The following is a 24,007-nucleotide window of genomic DNA, read 5'->3' as shown; positions in this document are numbered from 1 at the left end:
CGGTCGAATGGCCGGCCGGCGGCACTCACACCGCGGGGACCGTCAGCCGCGCGGGCGCCCCCGGGGGACGCAGACGGTCAGAAGGGGTAGTCGACGCAGGAGCGCTCGGCCACCACGGAGCGGACGAACGCCGCGACCTCCTGATGCGCCGGGTGCACCTGATACCGCTCGAGCGCCGCGGCGTCGGCGAATTCGCTCACGAGCGCGACGTCCCAGTTCGACTGCGGGTTGACGACGTTGCGTCCCACCTCGATGTGCTCGATCTCGTCGATGACGCCCTTCAGCCCGAGGAGCTTCTCGGCGACCTGCTCGGCGTGCAGGGCACGGGTGTCGGCATCATCGGCCGCCAACTTCCACAGCACGAGGTGTCGAATGCTCACGCGGAGGCTCCTTCGGGGTCGGCCGCGATCAGCGCGGCACGCAGGCGGTCGGCGGACACGCGCCAGTGCGCGTGCAGCTCACCGTCGATGAGCACCACCGGGATCTTCTCCCACCACACCGCGTGCAACGATGCGTCGTCGGTGATCGAGACCTGCTCGATCTCGACGCGCTCGGCGATACCGGTGGGGAGGTCGGCGACGACGGTCTCCACGATCTGCTCGGCCACGTCGCACAGATGGCAGTCGGGCTTGCCGATCAGCGTGAGGGTCGTCACGCCTCCATCCTAGGAGGCGCGGGCGAGGTCACGACTCGACCGGGTATCCTGCCGCCACCCATTCACCCGTTCCCCCCTCGACGTTCGTCACGTCGTGTCCGCGCGCGGCGAGCGCCTCGGTCACGCGCGCCGAACGCCCGCCGATCTGGCAGATCACGTCGAACGGCTCGGCCGGCAGGTCGTCGAGGTGCTCACCCAGAGTCGACATGGGCAGGTTCACGGCGCCGGGCACGTGACCCGCGGCGAACTCGTGCTCCTCGCGCACGTCGATGAGGGGACGCTCGCGCCCCGCGTGCAGATCGTGGACGGTGATGGACTGCATGCTTTCCCTCCTGAGGGGACGGACGGGATGCCGGCCCGGCCGGCGCGCGACGATACACGAAGCGCCCGTCACGGGGACAGGCGCTCGGTGTGGTGGCCGCTTACTTCTTGTTGCGGCGCTGGTGACGAGTCTTGCGAAGCAGCTTGCGGTGCTTCTTCTTCGCCATGCGCTTACGGCGCTTCTTGATGACAGAACCCACGGAAAACCTCACTAAGTCGGGGTCTGGGTGCCGATGTCGGCGCCCGGGAACACTAGGCGTTCGGAAAAAAGCCTCGGATCAGTCTAGCCGACGTCGGACACCGGTCGCTGCACGGCCTCGGCGACCGCCGACTCCGGCACGCGGTAGCTGCGTCCGAAGCGGACCGCCGGCAGTTCTCCGGCGTGCACGAGCCGGTAGACGGTCATCTTCGACACGCGCATGAGCTCGGCGACCTCGGCGACCGTCAAGAACCGCACGTCCGGCAGCTCGGCCATCGTTCACCCCTCGTTCCGGGTGGACCCACCCTCTGATGCTGAGCACACTCTAGGGTCTGGTCGTGACGGCTGTAAACCTATGGGCCGGCTGTGACGAATGTGCATTCCGGATGCCGCACACGACGGCATCCGCGTCGACCGAGGGTCACCGCCCGGGGAGTTTGCGGAAGGCCGTCGAGAACGAGTGCTTCACCGAGGCGGCGGCCCGTCCGACGACCTCGGCCGCGTGCACGGCGGACTCGGGGAGGGCCGGCTCGTTCTCCTCATCGAGCGAGAAGAAGGGCACGAGCCAGTCGTCGACCTCGTCGAGGGGCGCCACCGCGAGGCTGTAAAAGCGGTGCTGACCCACCTCGCGCACCGACACCAGCTCGGCTTCGCGCAGCACCTTCAGGTGCTTGGAGATCGTGGGCTGACTGACCCCCAGGGCCGCGACGATCTGCGACACGCTCGTCCCCCGCTCTCCGCCGGTCGCCCGGTCCAGGAGCAGCTGAAGGATGTCGCGACGCGTTCCGTCAGCGATCACGTCGAAGATGTCCGCCATGGCATCAGATTAGCCAAGCCCCGGCCCGAGTACCATGATTCGGGTTCGGGCACCGAAAGGAGCGGCGCATGGCGGCGACGCCGAACGAGGTGCGACTGCCGGTGCGACTTCGTCGCATCGCTTTCGAGGCATGGGATCGGCTCCGCAATCTCACGACCGCTTCTCCGGCGCGGTTCGCGGTGCTGGTCTTCGTCGCGCTCATCCTGCTCTTCACGGCGCTGTTCTCCCTCCCGGCTGCCGCCGCCGACGGCCGGACCACGCCGTTGGCCGATGCGCTCTTCACCGCGGTGTCCACCATCTGCGTGACCGGCCTGTCGACGGTGGACATGTACTCGCACTGGTCGCCGCTCGGGCACGCGATCACCTACATCGGTGTCAACGTCGGCGCGCTCGGCGTGCTGACGCTGGCATCCATCCTCGGCCTCGTCATCTCCAAGCGGCTGGGACTGCGCGCCAAGCTCATCGCCGCCGGCGACAGCAACCCGCTCCGCGTGCACGGCGGCCCCGTGAACGAGGGGCAGACGGTCCGTCTCGGCGAGGTCGGCCAGCTCCTGCGCACGGTCGCGCTGTCGACCCTCGTGATCGAAGCAGTGCTCACCATCCTCATCTACCCGTCGCTCATCATCGGCGGGATCAACCCCCTCGTCGCCCTGTGGGAGGCGCCGTACTACGCGGCGATGGCCTTCACGAACACCGGTTTCATCCCCAACGCCGACGGACTGACGCCTTTCGCGCAGGACTACTACCTGCTGACGGTGCTGATGATGGGCGTGTTCCTCGGCTCGATCGGGTTCCCGGTCATCTTCACCCTCTGGCGGCACCACTGGCGCTTCCGCCTGTGGTCGCTGCACACCAAGCTGACCCTCATCACGACGGTCATCCTGTTCGTGCTCGGCGCGGGCTTCATCCTGCTTCTGGAATACGACAACCCCCTCACATTCGGGAGCATGGATGCCTGGGACACCACGTTCCAAGCGTTCTTCCTCTCGGCGATGACGCGCTCCGGCGGCTTCAGCGTCATCGACATCGGCGACCTGAACGGCGCGACCCTGATCGTGGGGTCCATGCTCATGTTCGTCGGCGGGGGCTCGGCATCCACCGCCGGCGGTATCAAGGTGACAACCCTCGCCGTCCTGGCCCTCGCGGTGTTCTCCGAGGCGAAGGGTCGTCCGTCCGTCCAGGCGTTCGGCCGCCGGATCCCGAGCGACGTGCAGCGCGTCGCGCTCTCGGTCGTCGCCTGGGGCGCCACCATCGTCGCCATCTCCACGGTGACGATCAGCCGCATCACCGACGCCCCCATCGAGTACGTGCTCTTCGACGTCATCTCGGGGTTCGCGACCGTGGGGCTGTCGACGGGTCTCACGGCGGAACTGCCCGACCCCGCCGTCTACGTCATGGCGGCCACGATGTTCATGGGGCGCATTGGTACTGTGACTCTCGCCGCGGCGGTCGCCGCGGCATCTCGCTCGCAGCTGTACGCGCTGCCCGTGGAAAGGCCGATCGTTGGTTGAACGGATTCGCAGCGACGCGCCCGTCCTGGTGATCGGACTCGGCCGCTTCGGTGCCGCGTGCGCGGGCGAGCTCGATCGGCTCGACCGCGAGGTGCTCGCCGTGGACGGCAATCTCGAGCTCGTGCAGAAGTGGTCGGAACGCGTGACCCACGCGGTGCAGGCCGACGCGCGCAACATCGACGCCCTCCGTCAGATCGGGGCGCAGGACTTCCAGGTCGCCGTGGTGGCCGTGGGATCGCTCATCGAGGCGTCGGTGCTCATCACCGCCAACCTCGTCGACCTCAAGGTGCCGCAGATCTGGGCGAAGGCGGTCTCGCAGTCGCACGGCAAGATCCTCGCCCGCGTGGGCGCGAACCACGTCATCTACCCCGAGGCCGAGGCCGGCGAGCGCGTCGCGCACCTCGTCAGCGGTCGGATGCTGGACTTCATCCGCTTCGATGACGACTTCGTCCTCGCCAAGATGTACCCACCGAAGCTCGTGCGCGGCGTCGGTCTGAACGAGTCGGGCGTGCGCTCGAAGTACAACGTCACCGTCGTGGGTGTGAAGAGCCCCGGCCGGCCGTTCCGATACGCCGAGGCCGACACCGTCGTGACCAATCACGACCTCATCATCGTGTCGGGCACGAACTCCGACATCGAGCGTTTCGCGTCGCTGGACCGCTGAGGCCGGCGCCGGTCGCGCGCCGCGGCGAGTCGCGCGCCTGCGCCCTGCCGGCCTGCCGCCCGCCCGCCTGCCGCCCTTCCGGCCTTCCGGCCTGCCGCCCGGCCGCCCTGCCCGCCTGCCCGCCTGCCCGCCCGCCCGCCTGCGGACGATTCCGGCGACGACGCGATGCAGTCAGGCGTCGATGTCGAGCGTGACCTCGATCTCATCGTCGACGGCGAGGTCCTCGGCATCCTGGAGCGCCTTCTTCACCGGCACGATGTAGCCGCCGTCCTTCGGCCACAGCGACGTCGTCACGGTCGTGGTGCCGACGGTGACGGATGCCGGGATCATGCCCCATCCATACGTGACCACGGGCGCGATCTCGGCGATCATCGCCGCCTCGGCCGACGGCACGCTGACGAAGTGGAACGGCGCGGGGCCGCGCCAGTACCAGATCGGGCCGGAGAAGCGCAGGCGCATGGTCAGCCCCCGGCGGCCAGCTCTTTCGCGCGGGCCAGGGCGGCTTCGGCGGCGTCGGTGAAGGTGTCGTCGAGGTGCGCCCCCTGCAGCACGGCGATGGCGCGCTCGGTCGTGCCCTTCGGGCTGGTCACCCGCCGCCGCAGTTCCGCGGGGTCGACGTCGGAGGCGGCCAGCAGGCTCGTGGCGCCGATGAACGTCTGCTCGGCGAGCAGTCGCGCCTGATCGTCGTCGAAGCCCATCCGCACGGCCGCCCGGGTGAACTCCTCGATCAGCAGGAAGACGTACGCGGGACCCGAACCGGAGATGGTGGAGAGCGCGTCGATCTGCGCCTCCGGCACCTCGACGACGGCCCCCACCGTCTCGAACAGGGCGCGCACGACGGCGACGTCGTCGTGTGATGCGGCGGGACCCGCGGCCAGCCCCGTGACGCCCTTGCCCACGAGCGAGGGCGTATTGGGCATGGAGCGCAGCGTCGCGACGTCGTCGCCCAGGTGACGAGCGAAGGTCGCGAGCGTGACCCCCGCCGCGAGGCTCACGACCACCGCGCCCTCGCGCAGATGCGGGGCGATCTCGTCGAGCAGGTCGGGCACCATCGCGGGCTTGACGCCCACGAGCACGATCTCCGCGGTGGCCACGGCGTCGGTGTTGCCCGACGGGTGCTCCTCGAGCGCGATACTCGTGACGCCGTCCAGGCCTGCCAGCTCGGCGGCCTTCGCCCGCGACCGATTGGTCGCGGTGACCCCGCCGCCGGTGAGCCCCGCGGCCACGAGACCGCGGAGGATGGCTCCTCCCATCGAACCGGCGCCGAGGATCGCGATCGGGGGCAGCGTGTGGGTGGCATCCGTCATGTCCACCAGTCTATGAAGCGCCTCCGACATCGCCCCCTCGCCCACCGCCGCACCTCGGGTTCGGAGCGCGGGTCCGGCGGGCGTGAGTGCGCGCGCGAAGCAAGCCTCGGTGCACCGGAAAGGGGCGCGCGTTAGAGTCGGGACGCGGCGTATCGGAGCACCGGCGAGCGACACGGAGGACCTGTCATGACTCTTTTCGACGGCATCACTGCCCGTCTCGTGGAAACCGACCGGCTCAGCGTGAACGTGCTCGAACGCGCCGGCGACGACCCCGCCACGACCGGCGAGCACACCGTCGTCTTCGTCCACGGCAACGTCGCGTCCTCGCTGTTCTGGCAGGAGATCATGCAGGACCTGCCATCCGAGCTCCGCGTGCTGGCCGTGGACCTGCGCGGGTTCGGCCGCACCGAGCACATGCCCATCGACGCCACCCGGGGCGTCCGCGACTTCAGCGACGACCTCTTCGCGACCCTGCAGGCTCTCGACATCGCCGACGCGCACCTCGTGGGCTGGTCGATCGGCGGCGGCGTCGTGCTGCAGTACGCCCTCGAGCATCCCGTGCGCTCCGTGACACTGCAATCGCCGATCTCGCCCTACGGCTTCGGGGGGACGCGCCGCGACGGGTCGCTCGTGACCGCCGATGCGGCCGGCACGGGCGCGGGGGTCGCGAACGACGACTTCGTCCAGCGCCTCATCGATCACGACACCACCGACGAGGCCGCCACCTCGCCGCGGTCGGTGTTCCGCTCGAGCTACGTCGCCCCCGGCTACGCGAGCGAGCACGAGGACGTCTGGGTCGAGGCGATGCTGTCGACGTCCACGGCGGGCGGCAACTACCCCGGCGACGCGGTGGCGACCTCCACCTGGCCCGGCTTCGCGCCCGGGACGACCGGAGTGCTGAACACCATCTCCCCGAAGTACTTCGACGTGTCGGGGATCGTCGAGCTCGACGCCAAGCCGCCGATCCTGTGGATCCACGGCACGGCGGATGCCATCGTCTCCGACGCCTCGTTCGCCGACCTCAACCACCTGGGCTCCCTCGGCGTGGTCCCGGGGTGGCCGGGTGCCGACGCGGCGCCCGCCCAGCCGATGGTGTCGCAGACCCGTGATGTGCTCGCCGCCTACGCGGCCGCGGGCGGAGAGGTCACCGAGGTCGCGGTCGAGGGCGCCGGTCATTCCGTGCATCTGGAGCGCCCCGCCTCGTTCCGCCAGGCGCTGCTGACCCACATCGGCTACGTCGGGCGCCCCGCCGACCCCGCCCCGCCCACCGAGGCGATCATCCTGCGCTCCGCCGACTGACGATCGCCGCCCCTCTCCCCCGGAGCCTTCGTGGAATACTGCCTGTTCACCGAGCCCCAGCAGGGCTTCACCTACGACGACCAGCTCGCCTTCGCCCGCTCGGCCGAGCGGCACGGCCTGGACGGGTTCTTCCGATCCGACCACTACCTGCGCATGGGCCCCGGCGACCCGCTGCCCGGCCCCACGGATGCCTGGACCACCCTGGCGGGACTCGCCCGCGAGACCTCGCGCATCCGTCTCGGCACCCTCGTGTCGTCGGTGACCTACCGTGTGCCCGGCATCCTCGCGATCCAGGTCGCCCAGGTCGACGCCATGTCCGGGGGCCGCGTCGAACTGGGCCTCGGCACCGGCTGGTTCGAGCGCGAGCACCTCGCCTACGGCATCCCGTTCCCCGCGAAGAGATTCGATCTGCTCGAGGAGCAGTTGCGGATCGTGACGGGCCTGTGGGCGACTCCGGATGCCGAGACCTTCACGTTCCACGGCGCGCACTACCGCCTCGACGAGGCACCGGCCCTCCCCCGGCCCGTGCAATCCCCCGTGCCGGTGATCGTGGGCGGCGGCGGACCGAAGCGCACGCCCGCGCTCGCCGCGCGCTACGCGACGGAGTTCAACATCGGTTTCGTCGCCGAGGAGGTGGTCGCCGAGAAGTTCGCGGTCGTCCGGGCCGCGTGCGAAGCGATCGGTCGCGACCCGGAGACGCTCAAGCTGTCGGTCGCGCTGCCCACGATCGTCGGTGGCGACGACGCCGAGATCGCGCGACGCGCTACGGCCATCGGTCAGTCGCGCGAGGAATTCGACAACGGCGCGAACATCATCGGCACGCCGGAGCGGGTCGCCGAGAAGGTGGAACGGCTCCGTGCGCTCGGCGCCGAACGCGTCTACTTCCAGCTCATGGACCTGCGCGATACGGACCACGCCGACCAGATCGGCGCCGAGGTGCTGCCGCTGCTGCCGCGCTAGGAGCCGTCCGCCCGGGCGGGCCGGCGGTCTCGGAAGAACGCCTGCAGTTGCGCGGCGGCCCGCTGCTCCTCCACGCCGCCGATCACCTCGACGCGGTGCGGCAGGCGTCGGTCGCGCAGCACGTCGTACACGGACCCGGCGGCGCCCGCCTTGGCATCCCACGACCCGAAGACGACGCGGGGGACGCGGGCCTGCAGGATCGCGCCGGCGCACATCACGCACGGCTCGAGCGTGACGACGAGCGTGCAGTCGGCGAGGTGCCAGGAACCGATCCGGGATGCCGCTTGACGCAGCGCCACGATCTCGGCGTGCGCCGTGGGGTCGTGCGTGGCCTCGCGCAGGTTGCGCCCCTCGCCCAGGATCGACCCGTCGGCGGCCACCACCACGGCCCCCACGGGGACGTCCGCGTCGTCCGCCGCCTCCGCGGCCAGCTCGAACGCCCGGCGGAGAGCGGCCAGATCGTGGGCGGTGGGCGTCACGGGGCTCCGAGAATTCAGGACGGGGTCGGGCGGGGGAAACGGTTAGCCTTGAGCCTATGCGTGTCCACGTCGCCGACCACCCCCTGATCACCCACAAGCTCACGGTGCTGCGCGACGTGCAGACGTCGTCTCCGGTCTTCCGCCAGCTCACCGAAGAGCTCGTGACGCTCCTCGCGTACGAGGCGACCCGCAACGTGCGCGTCGAGCCCCTCGAGATCCAGACCCCCGTCACCTCCACGACGGGCGTGAAGATCAGCGAGCCGCGTCCGATCGTCGTGCCCATTCTGCGCGCCGGTCTCGGCATGCTCGAGGGCATGGTCAAACTCCTCCCCACAGCCGAGGTCGGCTTCCTCGGCATGGTGCGCGACGAGGAGACGTTCGAGCCCACGACCTACGCCGAGCGCCTGCCCGACGACCTCAGCGACCGTCAGTGCTTCGTGCTCGACCCGATGCTCGCCACGGGCGGATCGCTCGGCGCGGCCATCAACTTCCTGTTCGCCCGCGGCGCGCAGGACGTCACGGCGATCTGCCTCCTCGGCGCCCCCGAGGGCGTGGCGGCGATCGAGAAGCAGGTCGAAGGCCACGATGTGACCCTCGTGCTGGGCGCCGTCGACGAGCGCCTCAACGAGAAGGGCTACATCGTGCCCGGACTCGGCGACGCCGGCGACCGCCTGTACGGCACCGCCTGAGGGGCGATCCGTACCGGGTCAGGGCGACGTCGGCGGCCGCCTCTCCGGCACGACCCGAGAGCGGCATCGCGCCGGACCCCGACGACGCCGTCTTTCCGGCACGACCCGAGAGCGGGACCACGCCCCGCCCCGGCGACGTCCGCGCTCGCCTCTCCGGCACGACCGGAGAGCAGCATCACGCCCGACCCCGGCGACGCCGTCTTTCCGGCACGACTCGACGGTGCCCCGCGTCACGGAAGCGCCCGGGTGTGACGGTCAGCCGCCCGCGCCGACCAGACAGGCGAACCCGCTGAGACGCGCGACTCCCTCCGGCGTGCGCGGAAGATCGTCGAGCAGCGCCGGCGAATACACGACGTAGGCCGCCTGCATGGCGCGCGAGATCGCGACGTTGATGCGGTTGCGCAGGAGGAGGAACTCCAGGCCCCGGGGTGCGTCACGACCCGACGAGGCGGCGAGGGTCAGGATGGCGACCACGGCCTCCTTGCCCTGGAACCGGTCGACCGTGCCGACCGGTACATCGGCGAAACCGGCGGCGGCGAGCGCTTCTTCCACCGCCACCTGCTGCGCGTTGTACGGCGTGATCACGATGATGTCGTCCGGCCGGAGTGCGCGGGGCTCCTGCATCGTCGCGCTGTCGCCCGCACCGCCCTCGGCACCGGTCCATGCCCGACCCACGAGCCCGGCGACCAAGCGCGCGACCTCGGCCGCCTCCTCGACGGAACAGGTGGAGTTGCCGTGGTGGCGCACCGGTACGACGTGCACGCCGGGCTCCACGCCCTCGAGGAGCCGCAGAGCGGTCGACGGGTGGGCCGCCAAGCGCCCCTCATACGACAGGGCCGACACGGGACCGGCGACGGCGGGGTGCATCCGTCGCGTGCGCGCCAGGAAGTATCCGAGGTCGGCCGGGATGACCTCAGCGCCGTCGATGATCCACCCGAGCGCCGACGTGTCGACCGGCTCGGGGTGCGTGCCCTGGCTCACCTGCGGCAACTGCTGGGGGTCGCCGAGCAGCAGCAGGCGCTGCGCCGCGAGCGAGACCGCGATCGTGGAGGCGAGAGAGAACTGGCCGGCCTCGTCGATGACGAGCAGATCCAGGCTCCCCCGGGGGACACGGGCCTCGTGGCTGAAGTCCCAAGCCGTGCCGCCCAGGACGAATCCGTGCGCGGCGTTCTCGGCCGTGAACGCCGCGACGCCGTTCTTCGGCAGAACGGTGAACGCGTGGGGTGCACTCGGATCTTTCGGGGCCTTGCCGACCCGGGATGCCGGGACCCCCGCCGCGATGACCTGATCGAGCATGTGCTCGATCGTCGCGTGCGACTGCGCGACGACCCCGATGCGGTAGCCGCGTTCGGCGACCAACCGGGCGATGACGTGCGAGCCGACGTAGGTCTTGCCCGTTCCCGGGGGGCCCTGGACAGCGAGATAGCTGTGGTCGAGGTCGGCGACGCTCCGAGCGATCGCCGTCACCTCGTCGACACCCGAGTCGGCCGCGGAGGCGACCGGTGCCGACGCAGCGGACGCCGCGCGAACCGGCGCACCGGCGCCGACGAGGGCGGAGACGGCGACGGACGTCTCCGCGTGCACACCGGCACCCCCGGTCGCGGACACCGGGACGAGCGTTCCCGCGTGCGCTCCGGCATCCACGACCGCGGACACGGGGACGAGCGCCCCCGCGTGCGCTCCGGCATCCACGACCGCGGACACGGGGACGAGCGCCCCAGAGCGCGTCCGCGGGGGCACGCGGCGCAGGATGTCGGCAGCGGGTCCCTGCGGGATGGCCGGCGCGGCCGCCAACACGGAATCAGCCCACGCGTCGATGGCCTTCTGCTGATTGCCCGCGCGCGGCGGCGCCGGCGGCGTGAGGGCCAGCGGCAGTTCGTCCCAGGTCACGCCGTCGGCCGCGATCTCCTCGACGATCGCGCCGTCGTCCAGCACCTCGCGGACGCTCACGCGCCGCGCGCCGTGAATCCAGCGGGGACGGGTGTCGAGCGGGAAGGGAGCGGGGAGGTCGTAGACCGCGAAGGGCTCGGCATCCGGAGTCAGTCGCGTGCCGGGCGCGAGCTCGCCGCGCAACTCGACCAGGCGGCGCTCGGAACCCCGACCCGACTCCGCGATGTGCCAGTCGGTCACGACCCGCGACCGCGCCGCGTCGACGACGACCACGTCGCGCGTCTCCTCCCACACCGACACGGGCTCCCGCAGACGGAGGAAGTGCGTCGCCCAGTAGCTCTTCTCTTCGCGCGGGTAGTAGTCGATCGCGGCGGCGGCGAGACGCAGGGCCGTCGCGTCGGGCTCGGCGGCATCGGCGGCCCAGCGCTGCAGCGCGGTCGCCCGCGGCGAGGGCTCGTACGCCTGCTCGTCGGGCTCGGCGCCGCGGGCGGGCACGGCGCCCGACTCGCGCGCGCGGTCGACGAGCCAGTCGCGGAGGCGGCGGGTCGAGACGCAGTCGTACCGGTTGTAGTCGGCCAGGTCGGCGAGCACGGCCTGCGCCGCCTCGGTGTCGCCGTCGGCCGCGAGAGTGCGCGCCTCGACGTACTTCACGATCGAGTCGTCACCGCGCTGCACGTCGCTCGTGCGCACCTCGTCGCCCATGTAGAGCGGCTCGAGCTTCTTGATGGAGTAGGAGCGCGACCCCACCCGCAGCGCACGCCGCACGACCGGATAGAGGTCGACGAAGACGCCGTCGCGCAGCAGCCGGTCGACGTCGGCCTCGCGCACGCCGTAGCGCGCCGCCATCGTGAGCAGATGCGTCGGCTCGTAGGGGGCGTAGTGGTAGATGTGCATGCCCGGGTACTGCTGACGTCGCAACGCCACCATGTCGAGGAACCGTTCCAGCGCGGCACGTTCTTCGTCGAACGAGTGCGCCCACAGCGCACCGTAGGTCTCGCGGGAGTCGACCCAGCCGAAGAGGTAGTCGATGCCCCAGTGCTCTCCGACGCCCTCGGTGTAGAGGGGGTCGCCCTCGAAATCGAAGAACAGGTCGCCGTGGTCGGGGCGCGGCAGCACCCCGAGGGACTTCGGTGCCACGACCTCGAACGTGGGTGCCGCGTGCGCCGGTGCGTCGTCGGAGGGGATGCCCGCGGGGCTCAGGAGCTGCATACGCGCCTGCGTCCGCAGCGACGCGAACGTGTCGGCGCTCATCGATGCGGGCGCCTCGTCCGCCGCGGCGAGCGCGTCGATCGTCGAGATGCCCGCCGCTCGCAGCCGGTCGCGCTGCACCGGACGCATGCCGGCGACGAGCAGGAGATCGCGGTGGGCGATGACCTCGAGCTCGCAGGTCGCGCATCGACCGCAGGCGACCACTCCCAGATCGCCGCGTGCGTCGCCCCAGTCGATCGCTGCTCCGGCGGCGCCCAGGCCGACCCCGCGGTCGGCGATCAGGGCGCGCAGACGCTCGCGCCGCAGGCCGAAGACGGGCAGCAGGTCGTCGACGCGGTGGGTGCTCGTGGAGCCGTCGCCGAGGAGCAGCTGGACCTCGTCGGAGCGCGACACACCCAGACGATCGAGCTGGTCGACATAGGCGGCGAGCTGCATGAGGGCCGTGACGCGGGCCCGCCGCGCGAGTTTCGTGTCTTGCACGACCCACGGCCGCGAGCCGTCGGCACGCGCTTCGGGCTCGCGCACCAGGAAGTCGGCGAAGCCGACGAACTCGTCGGTGGCGAACGCCGCCTGATAGACGACCTCGGCCGACGGGTCGGCGAGAGCGCGATCGGTGAGGTGCACGGCCTCGGCGAGGGCCTCGGCGTCGGAGGAGCGAGCCGCGGGGATCTCGCGCACCGCCGCGCCGAAGCGCGCGCGGTACGCGTCGAGCACGCGCACCTCGTGGGCGGTGCCCAGACGGGCGGCGCGTTCGAGGGTGGCGTCTTCGGGGTCGTCCACGGCGGCGATGCGGCCCAGCTTGGCGTCGATGGCGCGCAGCCACGCGAACTCGCACTCGGCCGCGGCCTTCAGGTCGCTGGCGCTCCAGACGATTCGCGCGTCGTGCTCGATGTACCGCATACCCCCACGCTAACCGCGACCCCCGACATCGCCCGGTGTGCGTCCACAGGGTGCGTTCGCGCGATCCGGCCGCCGAGGTGCCGCCGGGCGCCTGCCAGACTGGGAGGGTGATCACCGACCTGCCGTTCGAGAGCGTCTATCGGCACGGGTTCGCGCGTGTGGCCGCCTGCACGATCCCCGTCGCCATCGCCGACCCCGCCTCCAACGCCGCCGCCGTCCTCGAGTCCGCGCGGGCGTGCGACGCGGAGGGCGTCGCCGTCGCGGTGTTCCCCGAGCTCTGCCTCACCGGCTACGCGATCGACGACCTGGTGATGCAGGATCCGCTGCTGGATGCCGTCGAGGCGGCGCTGGAGAGCCTGGTCGCGGCATCCGCGGACCTCCTCCCCGTGCTGCTGGTGGGAGCGCCGCTGCGTCACGGGAACCGTCTGTTCAACTGCGCGGTCGTCATCCACCGCGGTCGGGTGCTCGGTGTGGCTCCGAAGGCCTACCTCCCCACCTACCGCGAGTTCTACGAACACCGCTGGTACGCCCGCGGCGACGATCAGTCCGGCCAGGTCATCGCCGTCGCAGGTGAGACGGCGCCCTTCGGGCCGGATCTGCTGTTCGACGCCGTCGACGTGCCCGGGCTGACCCTGCACGCCGAGGTGTGCGAAGACGTCTGGGTGCCGATCCCGCCGTCCTCCGGCGCCGCGCTGGCCGGCGCGACCGTGCTGGCCAATCTGTCGGGAAGCCCCATCACGATCGGGCGCGCCGACGACCGAAATCTGCTGTCGCAGTCGCAGTCGCTGCGATGCCTCGCTGCCTACGTGTACGCCGCCGCCGGTCAGGGCGAGTCCACGAACGACGTCTCGTGGGACGGCCAGACGATGATCTACGAGGGCGGGCAGCTGCTCGCCACGACCGAGCGGTTCCCCGACGGCCCGCGTCGCAGCGTCGCCGACGTCGACCTCGACCGCCTCCGGCAGGACCGCATCCGCCAGGGCACCTTCGACGACAACCGGCGGACGACGGCGCCCGCCTTCCGCACGGTGTCGTTCGAGCTGGCCCCTCCCGCGGCCGACATCGGTCTGCGTCGGGCTCTGGACCGCTTCCCCTTCGTGCCCGACGACCCCGCCCGCCTCGCGCAGGACTGCTACGAGGCGTTCAACATCCAGGTGTCGGGTCTCGTGCAGCGGCTGCAGGCCATCGGAAACCCGCGGCCCGTCCTCGGCGTCAGCGGCGGTCTCGACTCCACCCACGCGCTCCTCGTGATCGCCCGGGCCATGGACCGCATGGGGCGCCCCCGCAGCGACATCCTGACCTACACGCTTCCGGGCTTCGCCACGAGCGAGAAGACGAAGCGCAACGCGATCGCCCTGGCGACGGCCGTCGGGGCCTCGATCGAGGAGATCGACATCCGCCCGGCGGCATCCGAGATGCTCTCCCGCATGGGGCATCCCTTCGCCGCGGGCGAGCCGGTGCACGACGTCACGTTCGAGAACGTGCAGGCGGGCCTTCGCACCGACTACCTCTTCCGCCTCGCCAACCAGAACGGCGGCATCGTCGTCGGCACGGGCGACCTGTCGGAGATCGCGCTCGGCTGGTCCACGTACGGCGTGGGCGACCAGATGAGCCACTACTCCGTCAATCCGGGCATCCCGAAGACCCTCATCCAGCACGTCATCCGCTGGGTGATCTCGTCGGGCGAACTCAGCGCCGACACCGTCGAGGTGCTGCAGGCGGTGCTCGACACGGAGATCAGCCCCGAGCTCGTCCCGGCGGGTCAGGACGGACGCATGCAGTCCACCGAGGACCGCATCGGCCCCTACAACCTGCACGACTTCACGCTGTACCACGTGCTCCGCTTCGGCTTCCGACCCTCCAAGATCGCGTTCCTGGCCGCGCACGCCTGGTCGGATCCGGATGCCGGAACCTGGCCTGCGGGCTATCCCGAGGGGGAACGCCCGGCGTACGACCTGCGGACGGTCGCGAAGTGGCTCGAGGTGTTCCTGCAGCGCTTCTTCGGATTCGCGCAGTTCAAGCGCACCGCCATCCCCAACGGCCCGAAGGTGTCGCCCGCCGGCTCGCTCTCGCCCCGAGGCGACTGGCGCGCCCCCTCCGACGGCAACGCGCGGGTCTGGCTCGCCGACCTGCACGCCGCCGTCCCCGAGGCGTTCGAGGACTGAGCCGCTCCCTCACCACCCCATCGAGCCGGGAACGCCCTCGAAGGGCCCCGCCAGGTCGCTCGTCACCACCCCATCGAGCCGGGAACGCCCTTGAAGGGGCCCGCCAGGTCGCTCGTCACCCAGCCGCCGTAGAAGCCGCCGGGTTGAGGCTGCACGGTCTCGCCGCCGAGGATCACGGCATCCATCGGTCCGGCGTAGACGGCCACCCGGTCGTGCAGCACCTCGTACCCGGGCATCGGGTTCGGATAGTTCCAGGCGGCGCGCTCGGCGACCGCACCCCCGCCGCCCTGCACGTCGAAGTAGCGCGCGGCGCCCTTGAACTCGCAGAACGACGCCCCCTGTCCCCGCGACAGCGCGTCGCCGAACGCGGCGATCGGGAGGTAGTAGACAGGCGGATGGCTGGTTTCGAGCACCCGCACGACGTCATCGGTGTCGACGATGCGCGTGCCGCCGAAGTCGATCTGCACACGCCGCATCTCGCGCTCGACCCGTGGCGGACGGGGATAATCCCAGACGGACTCCTGGCCGGGGCGGACGGGATCGGGAACCGGGCGTGCCATGCGCCTACGCTACGCCCGAGGCGGAGGCCGCGGGTCGTCTGTGGGGAACCGCGCAGGGCCCCCGCGGGTTTTCGATAGCCTGGGGCGGAAGGGGGCAGCGTGAGCGAACACAAGACGACCGAGGGGCGACGGTACCGGGTTTACCAGGTCATCGGCATCGTGGTGGCCGCCCTGTTCCTCGCGCTCGGCGTGACGGCGTTCCTCGCCGGCGGGGGCCCCATCATCAGCGCCATCGCCGTCGTCGGAGGTCTCGCCGTGTTGATCGTCTCGATCGTGATGATGGTGCGCTCATGAGTGCATCCGGTGGCGACGGCGGGAAGAAGAAGTTCCCGCCCGGCACGGTCGTCATCTGGATCGCCGGCGCGGGCATCGGGCTCTGGCTGCTCATCAGCGGACTCGTCGGCATCCTCTCCGGCGGGAGCTGACCCGGCGCGTCGCGGGAATGTCCGCCGGCGACAGTGGTTGTCCCAGGGGCCTCGACCCCTTCCGAAAGGACATCATGACGCGCATCGGACGCAGCGACCTCGACGTCTTCCCCCTCGCGCTCGGCGGGAACGTCTTCGGCTGGACGGCGGACCGCGACACCTCGTTCGCGGTGCTGGACGCCTTTCGCGACGGCGGCGGCGACTTCATCGACACCGCCGACGTGTACAGCGCGTGGGCGCCCGGCAACGCGGGCGGAGAGAGCGAGACGCTGATCGGCGAATGGCTCGCCTCGCGGCGGCCCGAGAACCTCGTGGTGGCGACGAAGGTCAGCCAGCACCCCGACTTCCGCGGACTCGGCGCGACCAACGTCCGCGCGGCGGCGGAGGCCTCGCTCGAGCGCCTCGGCGTCGACGCCATCGATCTGTACTACGCCCACTTCGACGACGCGGACACTCCGCTGGAGGAGACGGTCGCCGCTTTCGCCGACCTCGTGCGCGACGGTCTCGTGCGGTACGTGGCCGTCTCGAACTACTCCGCTGCGCGCATCCGGGAGTGGATCTCCCTGGCGCAGGCCTCGGGCGCCGACCTCCCTGTGGCCGTTCAGCCCCACTACAACCTCGTGCACCGCACCGACGTCGAGAGCGACATCGTGCCCGTGGCGAAGGAGTACGAGATGTCCCTCGTGCCGTACTACGCACTCGCGAGCGGATTCTTGACCGGGAAGTACCGTTCGCCGGATGCCACGAGCGGGTCGCCGCGAGCCGAAGGCGCTGCGAAACTCGCCACCCCCGCGGGCCTGGCCCTCATCGACGCCCTCGAAGAGGTCGGTGACGCGCACGGCGTCTCGATCGCAACGACGGCGCTCGCGTGGCTCCGCTCGCAGCCGACGGTCGCCGCGCCGATCGCGAGCGCCTCGCGCGTCGAGCAGGTGGCCGATCTGCTGGCCAGCGCGTCGCTGGAGCTGTCGCCGGAAGACATCGCCCGGCTCTCGGAGGCTTCGCAGCCGGCGCAGGCCTGATCCGGCTCGAGCCCCGCTCGAGGGCTCGAGCGGCCCCGCCGCCGTACGGAAGGAAGGGGGCGGGGCGCCGGGCAGGCCAGAATGGAGGAGTGAAGCTCCTCGTCGCCGCCCACGCGTCCGAACTCGTCGCCTTCGAAGCAGACATCCCCGGTTTCGAGCGCGTGCTCACCGGGGTCGGGAAGATCCCCGCCGCCTTCGCGCTGACGCGCGCGCTCTGCGCCGGCGAGTACGAGGAGATCGTCGTCGTGGGCACCGCCGGGGCGATCGATGACGCCGTCGAGGGCGGGATCTACGACATCGCCGGCGCCATCCAGCACGACGTGAAGGGGCTCGACGGGACGTTCGGGGAGCACGTCTCCCTGCCGGCGCGCGTGGACACCGGACACGAGGGCCTGATCATCGCCACCGGCGACCACTTCGTCGACGATGCCGACACCGTCGCCCTCATCCGCGGGCTCGGCGCGCGCCTGGTCGACATGGAGTCGTACGCCCTCATCTGGGTCGCGCAGCAGTTCGGCGTGCCGGTCCGCATCCTCCGCGCCGTCTCGGACCGCGCTCAAGACGGCGCCACCGAGCTCTGGGACGTCGTGGTCGAACGGTGCAGTCATCAGCTGCGCGCGGAGTTCCGCAACCGTTACGGGGTCTGACGCCGCGGCCCCGGTCGACCTCGACCCGGGATGGCACCTTGGTAGCGGTGCGCCATGGGCGCTCCGTGCCCGTGTCGGGCTCCCAGGGAGTCCCGAACCGTCTCCCGGTCAGGGCGTCTGCGACCCGGCTTTCGCGCGTTTCGCCAGGTCTGCCACCCCCGCGAGGAGGGCGAGACTCAAGAAGACGCCGACGGCGATCATGCCCGTCGCGTACGCATCGTGGTACAGCACGACCGTGTCGTCCACCGTTCCCTGCTCGCGGTAGACGGTCGCGTAGAACAGCGCCAGCGCGACCGCCGTGCCGACGGCGGTGCCGATGCGCTGGCCGAGTTGTCCGACCGAGCCGGCCACTCCGCCGCTGCGCACCGGGATGTCGGCGAGCGTCAGCGTCTGGTTCGGCGAGATGACCAATCCGCCCGCGAAACCTCCGAACGCCATGACGGCGGCCATCATCCACGGGGTCCATTCCGGTGCGGTGAACAGCGCCACGAGCACGAGCGCCCCGGCCGTGGCGACCATGCCCAGGATGCCCCACACCACCAGCGGACGCCCCAGCTTCATCACCAGGTTGCCGCCGATCCACGAGCTCCACGCCGACGCCACCGCGAAGCCGATCGTCACCATGCCGGCGAAGACCGGTTCGAGCCCCAGCCCGCCCTGCAGGAACAGCGTGCCCAAGAGGAACATCGCCGGAATGGCGGAGAAGTAGGCGGTGGAGATGAGCACGCCGTTGCGATACGACGGCAGGGAGAAGATGGTGAACGGCATGAGCGGCATGCGTCCCCGAGCGGCGTAGCGGCGCTCCCAGAAGACGAAGGCCGCTGCGAAGATCACGGATGCCACCAGCAGCCACCAGCGGTTCGGGTCGTCGTCGGGGCTGCCGGTGGTGAACAGGAACGGCCACATCAGCGCGAGGATCGTCAGGGCGAAGAGCGCGACTCCCACCGGGTCGAGATCGAGACGGCGCTGCGACCGTGTGCGGGTGTCGGGCAGCAGCCAGGCGGCCAGCACGATCACGACGGCGACGAGCGGGATGTTGATCCAGAAGATGAGGCGCCACCCGTCGCTCGACCCGCCGAGCGCGATGAGCAGCCCGCCCAGGGTCGGGCCGAACGCGGTCGCGATGCCGATGGTCGCACCGAACAGGCCGAACGCGCGTCCGCGCTCCTTGCCTTGGAACAGCTGCTGCACGAGGCCCAGCACCTGCGGCATCTGGATGCCGGCGGCGACGCCCTGGAGGAGGCGGGCCACCAGCAGCACGGTGGTGTCGGGGGCGAGAGCGCAGGCCAGGCTCGTCACGAGGAACAGCGACAGCCCCACGAGGAACAGCACGCGGCGCGAACGGAGATCACCCAGGCGACCGGCCGGGACGAGGACCAGGCCGAACGTGAGGATGTACCCGGACACCACCAGCTGCAGTTCCGTCGGCCCCGCGTTTAACGCCGCCTCGATGGACGGCAGCGCGACGTTCACCTTCGTCAGATCGAGGATGGTCAAGGCCGCCACCGCGACCGCCACCCAGTACGCCCTCCAGCGGTGCCGCGGCGACAGGGCGATGTCGCGGGTGACGGGAGGAACGGGCTCGGACGCGGTGGGGGGCTGATCAGGCATCGCCTTGGACGCTACTCCGGGCGGGCGACATGACCTCACGGGCTTGCGCCGCGCGGGTGCGCGGTTACGCGCGCCGTCTTCGGGGTCTCCGATCACGCGCGACGGTCGCGGGTGGCCGCGACCACACGCCCGGCTCCGCACGGACGCGCTCCGCGGGAGGACACCCGCGCCGGATGCGAAACCCGGTCAGTCGAGCTCGCGGCGCGCGAAGACGGCTCGAAGGATGGCGAACACGATCAGCGCGACGACCGCCACCGCGACGAGGCGGAATGCGAAGGCGATGAGCGAGAACAACAGGTTGACCAGCACCCAGGCGATGATGACGGCCACGACGACGCCGACGATGGTCCACAGGGTGCTCTTGCGCATGCGACCAGCCTAGACGCGGCTCCTCCCCACCCGTCAGGCGACGGCGGACGCGATGTCTTGACGGATGACGCTCGGCCCGCGCGCAGTGGCACTGACGTGCAGTTGCGCCGGGAGCTGGTCCCGCATCGACGCCACGTGGCTGATGACGCCGACCGTTCGACCCCCCTGGCGCAGTTCATCGAGCGTGCGCATGGCGAGGTCGAGGGTGTCGTCGTCGAGGGAACCGAATCCCTCGTCGATGAACAGGGTGTCGAGTCGGAGCCCGCCGGCACGGGCGGTGACGACCTCGGCGAGCCCCAGGGCGAGTGCCAGCGACGTGAGGAAGGTCTCGCCGCCCGACAACGACTGCGGCGGACGGCACTGGCCCGTGAAGGCGTCCATGATCTCGAGGCCCAGGCCGCTCGCGGCGCCGCGGGCCGCGAGCGCGTCGGTGTGCTGCAGGCGGTAGCGCCCAGCGGACATCTGCTCCAGCCGCAGGTTCGCCCGGGCCACGATCTCTTCGAGCTCGGCTGCCAGCACGAAGGTCTCCAGCGTCATCCGGCGCGTGTTCGGCGCGCGACCGGCGACCGTGTCGGCGAGCCGGGCCACGACCGCGTGCTCATCGGCCAGCGTCGCGATCGCGGCATGCCCGGCGTCGGCTCGCTGGGCGAGCGAGCGCAGGCGGTCGGCCAGCGACCGCGCCGCGGCGTGGGCGGCGGCGCTCGATTGCACCGCCTCGCGGGCCGCCGTCACCTCCGCCGCGAACGGGGTGAGGTCGATCAGGTCGTCCCCCGCGTCGACGAGGGCGAGTTCGAGCTCCAGCAGACGCTGACGCGTCGCGGCGAGCGCGGCGTCGTACTCGGCCACCGTGGTGTCGAACCGGCGGCGTTCCGCGGCGGTGCGCAGGGCACCGGTGACGGCGGTGACGTCGTCGAACCCGCTCTCGGCGACGAGCGAGGCGACGACGGCCTCAGCCTTCCGTCTCGCATCGGCAGCGTTCGTCAGAGCCGCTCGCGCGGCGATGAGACCGCGCACCGCGTCACGCCGAGCCCGCAGATCATCCTGGCGGGCCGCGACCGTGTCGAAGCCCTCGCGGGCGGCGTCGACCTCCGCACGGACCGCCTCCGCTCGCTGGTGCGCGAGCGCCAGCTCCTGGCGCTCCACGGCCAGGTCATCGGCGATCACGTCGAGTCGTCGCGTGAGGGTGGCCTCGAGATCGGCGGCACGCTCCCGGTCGGTCCGTATCCGCGCCGCCTCGGCCTGATCGGCCTCGGCGGCGGCGAGGGTCTCCTCGGCAGCGGCGAGTCGGGCTCCGAGCGGATCGACTCCCTCACCGCCCGCGAGGGCCGCGGCCAGTGCGTGCTCGTCGCGGGCGACCCGGGCGGCGTCGGAGGCGAGGCGATCGCTCTCGACGGCGTCGTTCTTGCGCTGCTCCGCCGCGGCGAGATCGGCGTCGCTCACGGGTTCCTCGGCGCCGCGCGCCGGCTGCGGGTGCTCGCGTGATCCGCACACCGCGCACGGCTCCCCGTCCACGAGCTCGTGCGCGAGTTCGACCGCCGCCCCGGAGAGCCGCCGGCGCAGCAGCGTCGTCCAGGCCTCGATCGCCCGCTGGAGGTCGTCTGCGCGGACCAGCGATGCGAGGTCCGCCTGATCGCGCAGGTCGAGCAGTCGAGCCGCCTCTCGCGCCGCATCGAGTCGACGGGAGGTCTCTTCGCGGAGCCTCAGCGCGGCCTCGCGCCGGGCGTCGGCGCCGGACAGCTCGCCGAGACGCTCATCGAGGACCCGCAACATCTCCGGCACCTCGGCTCGGCCGTCGGCGAGCGTCTGCCGCTCCTGTTCGAGGTCGTTCACCCCGCGCCCGCGCCCGCTCCACGTCGCGCACCTGGTCGGCGAGGGTGCGCTCGGCCTGCAGTGCGGCCTCGCCCCGAGCGAGGAGCGCGGTAAGCGTGTCGTCGCGCGACGCGAGGTCGGCATCGGCCCAGACCTCGCCGCGGTCGCGCACTCGCCGCTCGGCATCGACGTGCCGCTGATCAGCGGTGACGTGGAGCTGACGAGCTGCGTCGCACGCCTCGAGCGCCGGGCGGAGCGTTTCGGCCTCGGCCGCGGCCGCGGCCTCGCAACGGATCGACGCGATGGCCTCGGACTGGTTCTCGAGGCGCGCGAGCGTGGCCCGCTCGCTCAGCCGGTCGCGCTGGCGCTCGGCGAGCGCACGTGCGTCGCGCTCCGCCGCGAGGGCGGCATCGAGACGGGCCTCGGCCGCACCGGTCTCGCGGGCGAGGGTGTCGACCCGGTAGTCGGCGCGTTCCACCGCCCGCACGACGCGCGCGAGACGCTCCGTCGTGCCCGGCGCACCTCCGGCCCCGTCTGCCGCCTCGGCGACGTCGCGACCCCCCTCTTCGTCGACCTCGGCGACGAGACGCTCGGCCTCGTCGAGCAGGGTCGAGATCCCGACGCCTTCGGCCACGAGACGCTCGTGCGCACGCTTGCGGCGTTCGTCGAGGTCGGCGCCGTACTGCTCGAAGGTGCGCGTGCCGAACAGCGTGCGCAACAGGGTCAGCCGCTCGTCGTTCTTCGCGAGGAGGAACCGTGCGAAGCGGTTCTGCGCCAGCAGGATCACCTGCAGGAACTGCTGCTGCGTGAGACCGATGATCTCGTCGATGCGCGCCGCGACATCGACCGGGCGAGCCGCCACGCCCGTCCATCCCTCCGGGGCGAGGACCTCGAGGAGCGCGCGATGCGGTTCCCTGGTCGTGCCGCCGCCGCGACGCTTGGGGCGCTCGAACTCCGGCGACCGGGTGACGCGCCAGCGGTCGCCTTCGGCGCTGAACTCCAGCGTCACGCGCGTCGGGTCGTCGGGGCCGCAGTGGTCGCTGCGCAACCGCCGCTCCGCGCCGTCGTATCGGGGGACGCCTCCGAAGAGCGCGTAGCAGACACCGTCGAGCACGCTGGACTTGCCCGCCCCGGTGCGGCCGGTGATGAGGAAGATACCGTCGTCCGCGAAGGCGTCGAAGTCGACCTCCTGCGTGCCGAGGAACGGGCCGAAGCCCTCGAGTTCGAGACGGTGCAGCTTCATGCGCGGGCCTCTGCGACGGTGCGCTCGTCGAGGATCTCGCGAATGAGATCGCGCTCCGCCGGGGAGGCGCCCTCGCCCTCGCGCACGTGGGTGAGGAACGCGTCGATGATCTCCGCGTCGTCGCGCGCCGCGCGCACGCGCCGTGCGTAGCCCTCGCCGTCGTCGAGCCGCGCGCCGGCGGGCTGGTGCGCGACCGTCGCGCACCAGGGGAAGCGCTCCTGGAGCCGCCGCATCGGGTCGGGCTGCGGTGTCGGATCGGTGTACTCCGCGCGAACCCAATGCTGTCGGTGCCCGTCGAAGCGTTCATCGGTGAGCAGTTCGTCGAGACGGCCTCGCAGCGTCGCCAGAGGACGCGGCACGGGCAGGTCGAGCCACGTCACCGACGACAGCCCCTCGGCGTCGAGGTCGACGAGCCAGGAGCCGCGCGGCTTGCCCGCCTCGCCGAAGCTGTAATGCACGGGGGCCCCCGCGTACCGCACGCGCTCCGAGAGCTGCTGGCGACCGTGGATGTGCCCGAGCGCCACGTAATCGGGACCGTCGAAGGCCGACAGCGGCACCACGTCGAGACCCCCTTGCCGGATCTCGCGCTCGACGCCCGGAGTCGACTCGACGCCGGCGGCGAAGCAGTGCGCGACCACGAGGGAGCGTCCTCCCCGCTCCGCGAGGTCATCACGCACGAGATCGAGCGCATGGGCCATCGTCTGCGCCTGACTGCGCAGTTCGACGCCCGGCCACTGGTGCCGCACGATGGCCGGCTCCAGGTACGGGATGCCGTAGACATGCACGGGCCCGTGTTCGTCGTCGACGGTGACCGGAGTGCCCACCCCCGCGGGGTCGGTCAGAACCGTGATGTCGTCGCGGAGCAGGGCCGACTGGAAGCCGAGGCGGGCCGCGGAGTCGTGGTTGCCGCTGGTGACGACCACCCGGGCACCGGCGTCGGCGAGGTCGGCGAGAGTGCGGGACAGCACGGGATAGCACGCCGCCGACGGTGCAGCGGAGTCGAAGACGTCACCCGCGACGACGACCAGATCGACCCCGTTGTCGCGCACCTGGGCGACGAGGGCGCCGAGCACGCCGGAGAGGGCGTCGAGAGTGGAATGCCCGTGGAACGAGCGCCCGATGTGCCAGTCGGAGGTGTGCAGGATGCGCATGCAGTTACGGTACGTCGCACCTCCGACATCGGCCCGCAGCAAACGCACGGATGATCCGTCGCACGGCGGCGGACGGCGGAATGCCCCGCTCCGCACGGGGCGGGCGGG

The 24,007-nt window shown here is 71.4% G+C and carries 26 protein-coding genes; 10 read left to right on the top strand and 16 right to left on the bottom strand.

The genetic code is table 11. The annotated features are described in order from the left end of the window. Nucleotides 1–77 precede the first annotated feature (77 nt). The 6 genes from QE392_RS07265 to QE392_RS07240 all read right to left on the bottom strand — a co-directional run bounded on the left by QE392_RS07265 (nt 78) and on the right by QE392_RS07240 (nt 1,992). Nucleotides 78–380: a Dabb family protein gene (locus QE392_RS07265; RefSeq protein ID WP_307450140.1), complete on the bottom strand. Its 303-nt coding sequence runs from the start codon at nt 378–380 to the stop codon at nt 78–80. Further along, entirely contained in the window at nt 377–655 is a 279-nt protein-coding gene (locus tag QE392_RS07260; protein WP_307450136.1) for a glutaredoxin family protein, read from the bottom strand. The genes QE392_RS07265 and QE392_RS07260 overlap by 4 nt, the downstream gene beginning before the upstream one ends. 28 nt (nt 656–683) lie before the next feature. Then, the gene (locus tag QE392_RS07255; protein ID WP_307450134.1) at nt 684–977 is read right to left on the bottom strand and encodes a rhodanese-like domain-containing protein; all 294 of its coding nucleotides are present in this window, start codon (nt 975–977) and stop codon (nt 684–686) included. 100 nt (nt 978–1,077) lie between these two features. After that, entirely contained in the window at nt 1,078–1,176 is a 99-nt protein-coding gene (locus QE392_RS07250; protein ID WP_003792170.1) for a 30S ribosomal protein bS22, read from the bottom strand. 83 nt (nt 1,177–1,259) lie between these two features. Continuing rightward, nucleotides 1,260–1,451 (bottom strand): helix-turn-helix domain-containing protein, encoded by a 192-nt coding sequence (locus QE392_RS07245; RefSeq protein WP_056224003.1) that lies wholly within the window; start codon nt 1,449–1,451, stop codon nt 1,260–1,262. Nucleotides 1,452–1,596: 145 nt separating this feature from the next. Then, entirely contained in the window at nt 1,597–1,992 is a 396-nt protein-coding gene (locus QE392_RS07240) for an ArsR/SmtB family transcription factor (RefSeq protein ID WP_307450128.1), read from the bottom strand. A 68-nt stretch (nt 1,993–2,060) separates the two neighbouring features. On the opposite strand from QE392_RS07240, the gene QE392_RS07235 reads away from it, so the two are divergent. Continuing rightward, on the top strand, nt 2,061–3,503 hold the full coding sequence (locus QE392_RS07235) for a TrkH family potassium uptake protein (protein ID WP_307450126.1): 1,443 nt from the start codon (nt 2,061–2,063) through the stop codon (nt 3,501–3,503). After that, nucleotides 3,496–4,167: a potassium channel family protein gene (locus QE392_RS07230; protein WP_307450123.1), complete on the top strand. Its 672-nt coding sequence runs from the start codon at nt 3,496–3,498 to the stop codon at nt 4,165–4,167. The genes QE392_RS07235 and QE392_RS07230 overlap by 8 nt, the downstream gene beginning before the upstream one ends. 171 nt (nt 4,168–4,338) lie before the next feature. Here the strand turns inward: QE392_RS07230 and QE392_RS07225 are convergent, their stop codons facing one another. After that, nucleotides 4,339–4,626: a DUF1905 domain-containing protein gene (locus QE392_RS07225; RefSeq protein WP_307450120.1), complete on the bottom strand. Its 288-nt coding sequence runs from the start codon at nt 4,624–4,626 to the stop codon at nt 4,339–4,341. A 2-nt stretch (nt 4,627–4,628) separates the two neighbouring features. Then, nucleotides 4,629–5,474 carry a pyrroline-5-carboxylate reductase gene (proC, locus tag QE392_RS07220; RefSeq protein WP_307450117.1) on the bottom strand — a complete coding sequence of 282 codons (846 nt, stop codon included), beginning with the start codon at nt 5,472–5,474 and terminating at the stop codon, nt 4,629–4,631. A gap of 186 nt (nt 5,475–5,660) precedes the next feature. On the opposite strand from proC, the gene QE392_RS07215 reads away from it, so the two are divergent. Then, the gene (locus tag QE392_RS07215; RefSeq protein WP_307450114.1) at nt 5,661–6,773 is read left to right on the top strand and encodes an alpha/beta fold hydrolase; all 1,113 of its coding nucleotides are present in this window, start codon (nt 5,661–5,663) and stop codon (nt 6,771–6,773) included. Nucleotides 6,774–6,803: 30 nt separating this feature from the next. After that, entirely contained in the window at nt 6,804–7,733 is a 930-nt protein-coding gene (locus QE392_RS07210; RefSeq protein WP_307450111.1) for an LLM class F420-dependent oxidoreductase, read from the top strand. Here the strand turns inward: QE392_RS07210 and tadA are convergent. After that, nucleotides 7,730–8,212, bottom strand: a complete 483-nt coding sequence (gene tadA / locus QE392_RS07205) for a tRNA adenosine(34) deaminase TadA (RefSeq protein WP_307450107.1) — start codon at nt 8,210–8,212, stop codon at nt 7,730–7,732. The genes QE392_RS07210 and tadA overlap by 4 nt on opposite strands. A 56-nt stretch (nt 8,213–8,268) precedes the next feature. On the opposite strand from tadA, the gene upp reads away from it, so the two are divergent. Next, nucleotides 8,269–8,901: a uracil phosphoribosyltransferase gene (gene upp / locus QE392_RS07200; protein WP_307450104.1), complete on the top strand. Its 633-nt coding sequence runs from the start codon at nt 8,269–8,271 to the stop codon at nt 8,899–8,901. A gap of 255 nt (nt 8,902–9,156) precedes the next feature. Here upp and QE392_RS07195 read toward each other — a convergent pair whose 3' ends face one another. Next, nucleotides 9,157–12,900, bottom strand: a complete 3,744-nt coding sequence (locus QE392_RS07195; RefSeq protein WP_307450101.1) for a TM0106 family RecB-like putative nuclease — start codon at nt 12,898–12,900, stop codon at nt 9,157–9,159. A 107-nt stretch (nt 12,901–13,007) separates the two neighbouring features. Between QE392_RS07195 and QE392_RS07190 the strand changes: the two genes are divergently transcribed. Continuing rightward, nucleotides 13,008–15,065, top strand: a complete 2,058-nt coding sequence (locus QE392_RS07190) for an NAD(+) synthase (RefSeq protein ID WP_307450098.1) — start codon at nt 13,008–13,010, stop codon at nt 15,063–15,065. Between the two features lie 62 nt (nt 15,066–15,127). On the opposite strand, the gene QE392_RS07185 is transcribed toward QE392_RS07190, so the two are convergent. Continuing rightward, nucleotides 15,128–15,625 carry a DUF427 domain-containing protein gene (locus QE392_RS07185; protein ID WP_307450095.1) on the bottom strand — a complete coding sequence of 166 codons (498 nt, stop codon included), beginning with the start codon at nt 15,623–15,625 and terminating at the stop codon, nt 15,128–15,130. Between the two features lie 99 nt (nt 15,626–15,724). On the opposite strand from QE392_RS07185, the gene QE392_RS07180 reads away from it, so the two are divergent. The 4 genes from QE392_RS07180 (at nt 15,725) to QE392_RS07165 (ending at nt 17,716) form a co-directional block, all read left to right on the top strand. After that, the gene (locus tag QE392_RS07180; protein WP_307450092.1) at nt 15,725–15,919 is read left to right on the top strand and encodes a hypothetical protein; all 195 of its coding nucleotides are present in this window, start codon (nt 15,725–15,727) and stop codon (nt 15,917–15,919) included. Then, nucleotides 15,916–16,050, top strand: coding sequence for a hypothetical protein (locus QE392_RS07175; RefSeq protein ID WP_307450089.1), 135 nt, complete (start codon nt 15,916–15,918; stop codon nt 16,048–16,050). The genes QE392_RS07180 and QE392_RS07175 overlap by 4 nt, the downstream gene beginning before the upstream one ends. Nucleotides 16,051–16,124: 74 nt before the next feature. Next, entirely contained in the window at nt 16,125–17,069 is a 945-nt protein-coding gene (locus tag QE392_RS07170; RefSeq protein ID WP_307450085.1) for an aldo/keto reductase, read from the top strand. 89 nt (nt 17,070–17,158) lie between these two features. Continuing rightward, nucleotides 17,159–17,716, top strand: a complete 558-nt coding sequence (locus QE392_RS07165) for a phosphorylase family protein (RefSeq protein WP_307450082.1) — start codon at nt 17,159–17,161, stop codon at nt 17,714–17,716. A 108-nt stretch (nt 17,717–17,824) separates the two neighbouring features. On the opposite strand, the gene QE392_RS07160 is transcribed toward QE392_RS07165, so the two are convergent. From QE392_RS07160 to QE392_RS07140, 5 genes are all read right to left on the bottom strand, one after another. Then, nucleotides 17,825–19,327 carry an MFS transporter gene (locus tag QE392_RS07160; RefSeq protein WP_307450079.1) on the bottom strand — a complete coding sequence of 501 codons (1,503 nt, stop codon included), beginning with the start codon at nt 19,325–19,327 and terminating at the stop codon, nt 17,825–17,827. Between the two features lie 186 nt (nt 19,328–19,513). Beyond that, a complete protein-coding gene (locus QE392_RS07155) occupies nt 19,514–19,696 on the bottom strand; it encodes a hypothetical protein (RefSeq protein ID WP_307450076.1) in 183 nt (60 codons plus the stop codon). Between the two features lie 33 nt (nt 19,697–19,729). Further along, entirely contained in the window at nt 19,730–21,526 is a 1,797-nt protein-coding gene (locus tag QE392_RS07150) for an SMC family ATPase (RefSeq protein ID WP_307450073.1), read from the bottom strand. Further along, nucleotides 21,447–22,748, bottom strand: a complete 1,302-nt coding sequence (locus tag QE392_RS07145) for an AAA family ATPase (RefSeq protein ID WP_307450070.1) — start codon at nt 22,746–22,748, stop codon at nt 21,447–21,449. Before QE392_RS07145 ends, QE392_RS07150 begins: the two co-directional genes overlap by 80 nt. Beyond that, entirely contained in the window at nt 22,745–23,899 is a 1,155-nt protein-coding gene (locus tag QE392_RS07140; protein WP_307450067.1) for an exonuclease SbcCD subunit D, read from the bottom strand. Before QE392_RS07140 ends, QE392_RS07145 begins: the two co-directional genes overlap by 4 nt. Nucleotides 23,900–24,007: the final 108 nt, after the last annotated feature.

It is taken from the genome of Microbacterium proteolyticum (assembly GCF_030818075.1).
Lineage (GTDB): Bacteria > Actinomycetota > Actinomycetes > Actinomycetales > Microbacteriaceae > Microbacterium > Microbacterium proteolyticum_A.
This window is presented reverse-complemented; position numbering and strand designations above follow the sequence as displayed.

What these genes read in the sequence shown, in the direction of transcription:
- QE392_RS07255 (WP_307450134.1), bottom strand. Translation starts at nt 977, where the DNA reads ATGCAGTCCATCACCGTCCACGATCTGCACGCGGGGCGCGAGCGTCCC.
- QE392_RS07245 (WP_056224003.1), bottom strand. Translation starts at nt 1,451, where the DNA reads ATGGCCGAGCTGCCGGACGTGCGGTTCTTGACGGTCGCCGAGGTCGCC.
- QE392_RS07240 (WP_307450128.1), bottom strand. Translation starts at nt 1,992, where the DNA reads ATGGCGGACATCTTCGACGTGATCGCTGACGGAACGCGTCGCGACATC.
- QE392_RS07235 (WP_307450126.1), top strand. Translation starts at nt 2,061, where the DNA reads ATGGCGGCGACGCCGAACGAGGTGCGACTGCCGGTGCGACTTCGTCGC.
- QE392_RS07225 (WP_307450120.1), bottom strand. Translation starts at nt 4,626, where the DNA reads ATGCGCCTGCGCTTCTCCGGCCCGATCTGGTACTGGCGCGGCCCCGCG.
- proC (WP_307450117.1), bottom strand. Translation starts at nt 5,474, where the DNA reads ATGACGGATGCCACCCACACGCTGCCCCCGATCGCGATCCTCGGCGCC.
- QE392_RS07215 (WP_307450114.1), top strand. Translation starts at nt 5,661, where the DNA reads ATGACTCTTTTCGACGGCATCACTGCCCGTCTCGTGGAAACCGACCGG.
- upp (WP_307450104.1), top strand. Translation starts at nt 8,269, where the DNA reads ATGCGTGTCCACGTCGCCGACCACCCCCTGATCACCCACAAGCTCACG.
- QE392_RS07195 (WP_307450101.1), bottom strand. Translation starts at nt 12,900, where the DNA reads ATGCGGTACATCGAGCACGACGCGCGAATCGTCTGGAGCGCCAGCGAC.
- QE392_RS07185 (WP_307450095.1), bottom strand. Translation starts at nt 15,625, where the DNA reads ATGGCACGCCCGGTTCCCGATCCCGTCCGCCCCGGCCAGGAGTCCGTC.
- QE392_RS07175 (WP_307450089.1), top strand. Translation starts at nt 15,916, where the DNA reads ATGAGTGCATCCGGTGGCGACGGCGGGAAGAAGAAGTTCCCGCCCGGC.
- QE392_RS07170 (WP_307450085.1), top strand. Translation starts at nt 16,125, where the DNA reads ATGACGCGCATCGGACGCAGCGACCTCGACGTCTTCCCCCTCGCGCTC.
- QE392_RS07160 (WP_307450079.1), bottom strand. Translation starts at nt 19,327, where the DNA reads ATGCCTGATCAGCCCCCCACCGCGTCCGAGCCCGTTCCTCCCGTCACC.
- QE392_RS07155 (WP_307450076.1), bottom strand. Translation starts at nt 19,696, where the DNA reads ATGCGCAAGAGCACCCTGTGGACCATCGTCGGCGTCGTCGTGGCCGTC.
- QE392_RS07145 (WP_307450070.1), bottom strand. Translation starts at nt 22,748, where the DNA reads ATGAAGCTGCACCGTCTCGAACTCGAGGGCTTCGGCCCGTTCCTCGGC.
- QE392_RS07140 (WP_307450067.1), bottom strand. Translation starts at nt 23,899, where the DNA reads ATGCGCATCCTGCACACCTCCGACTGGCACATCGGGCGCTCGTTCCAC.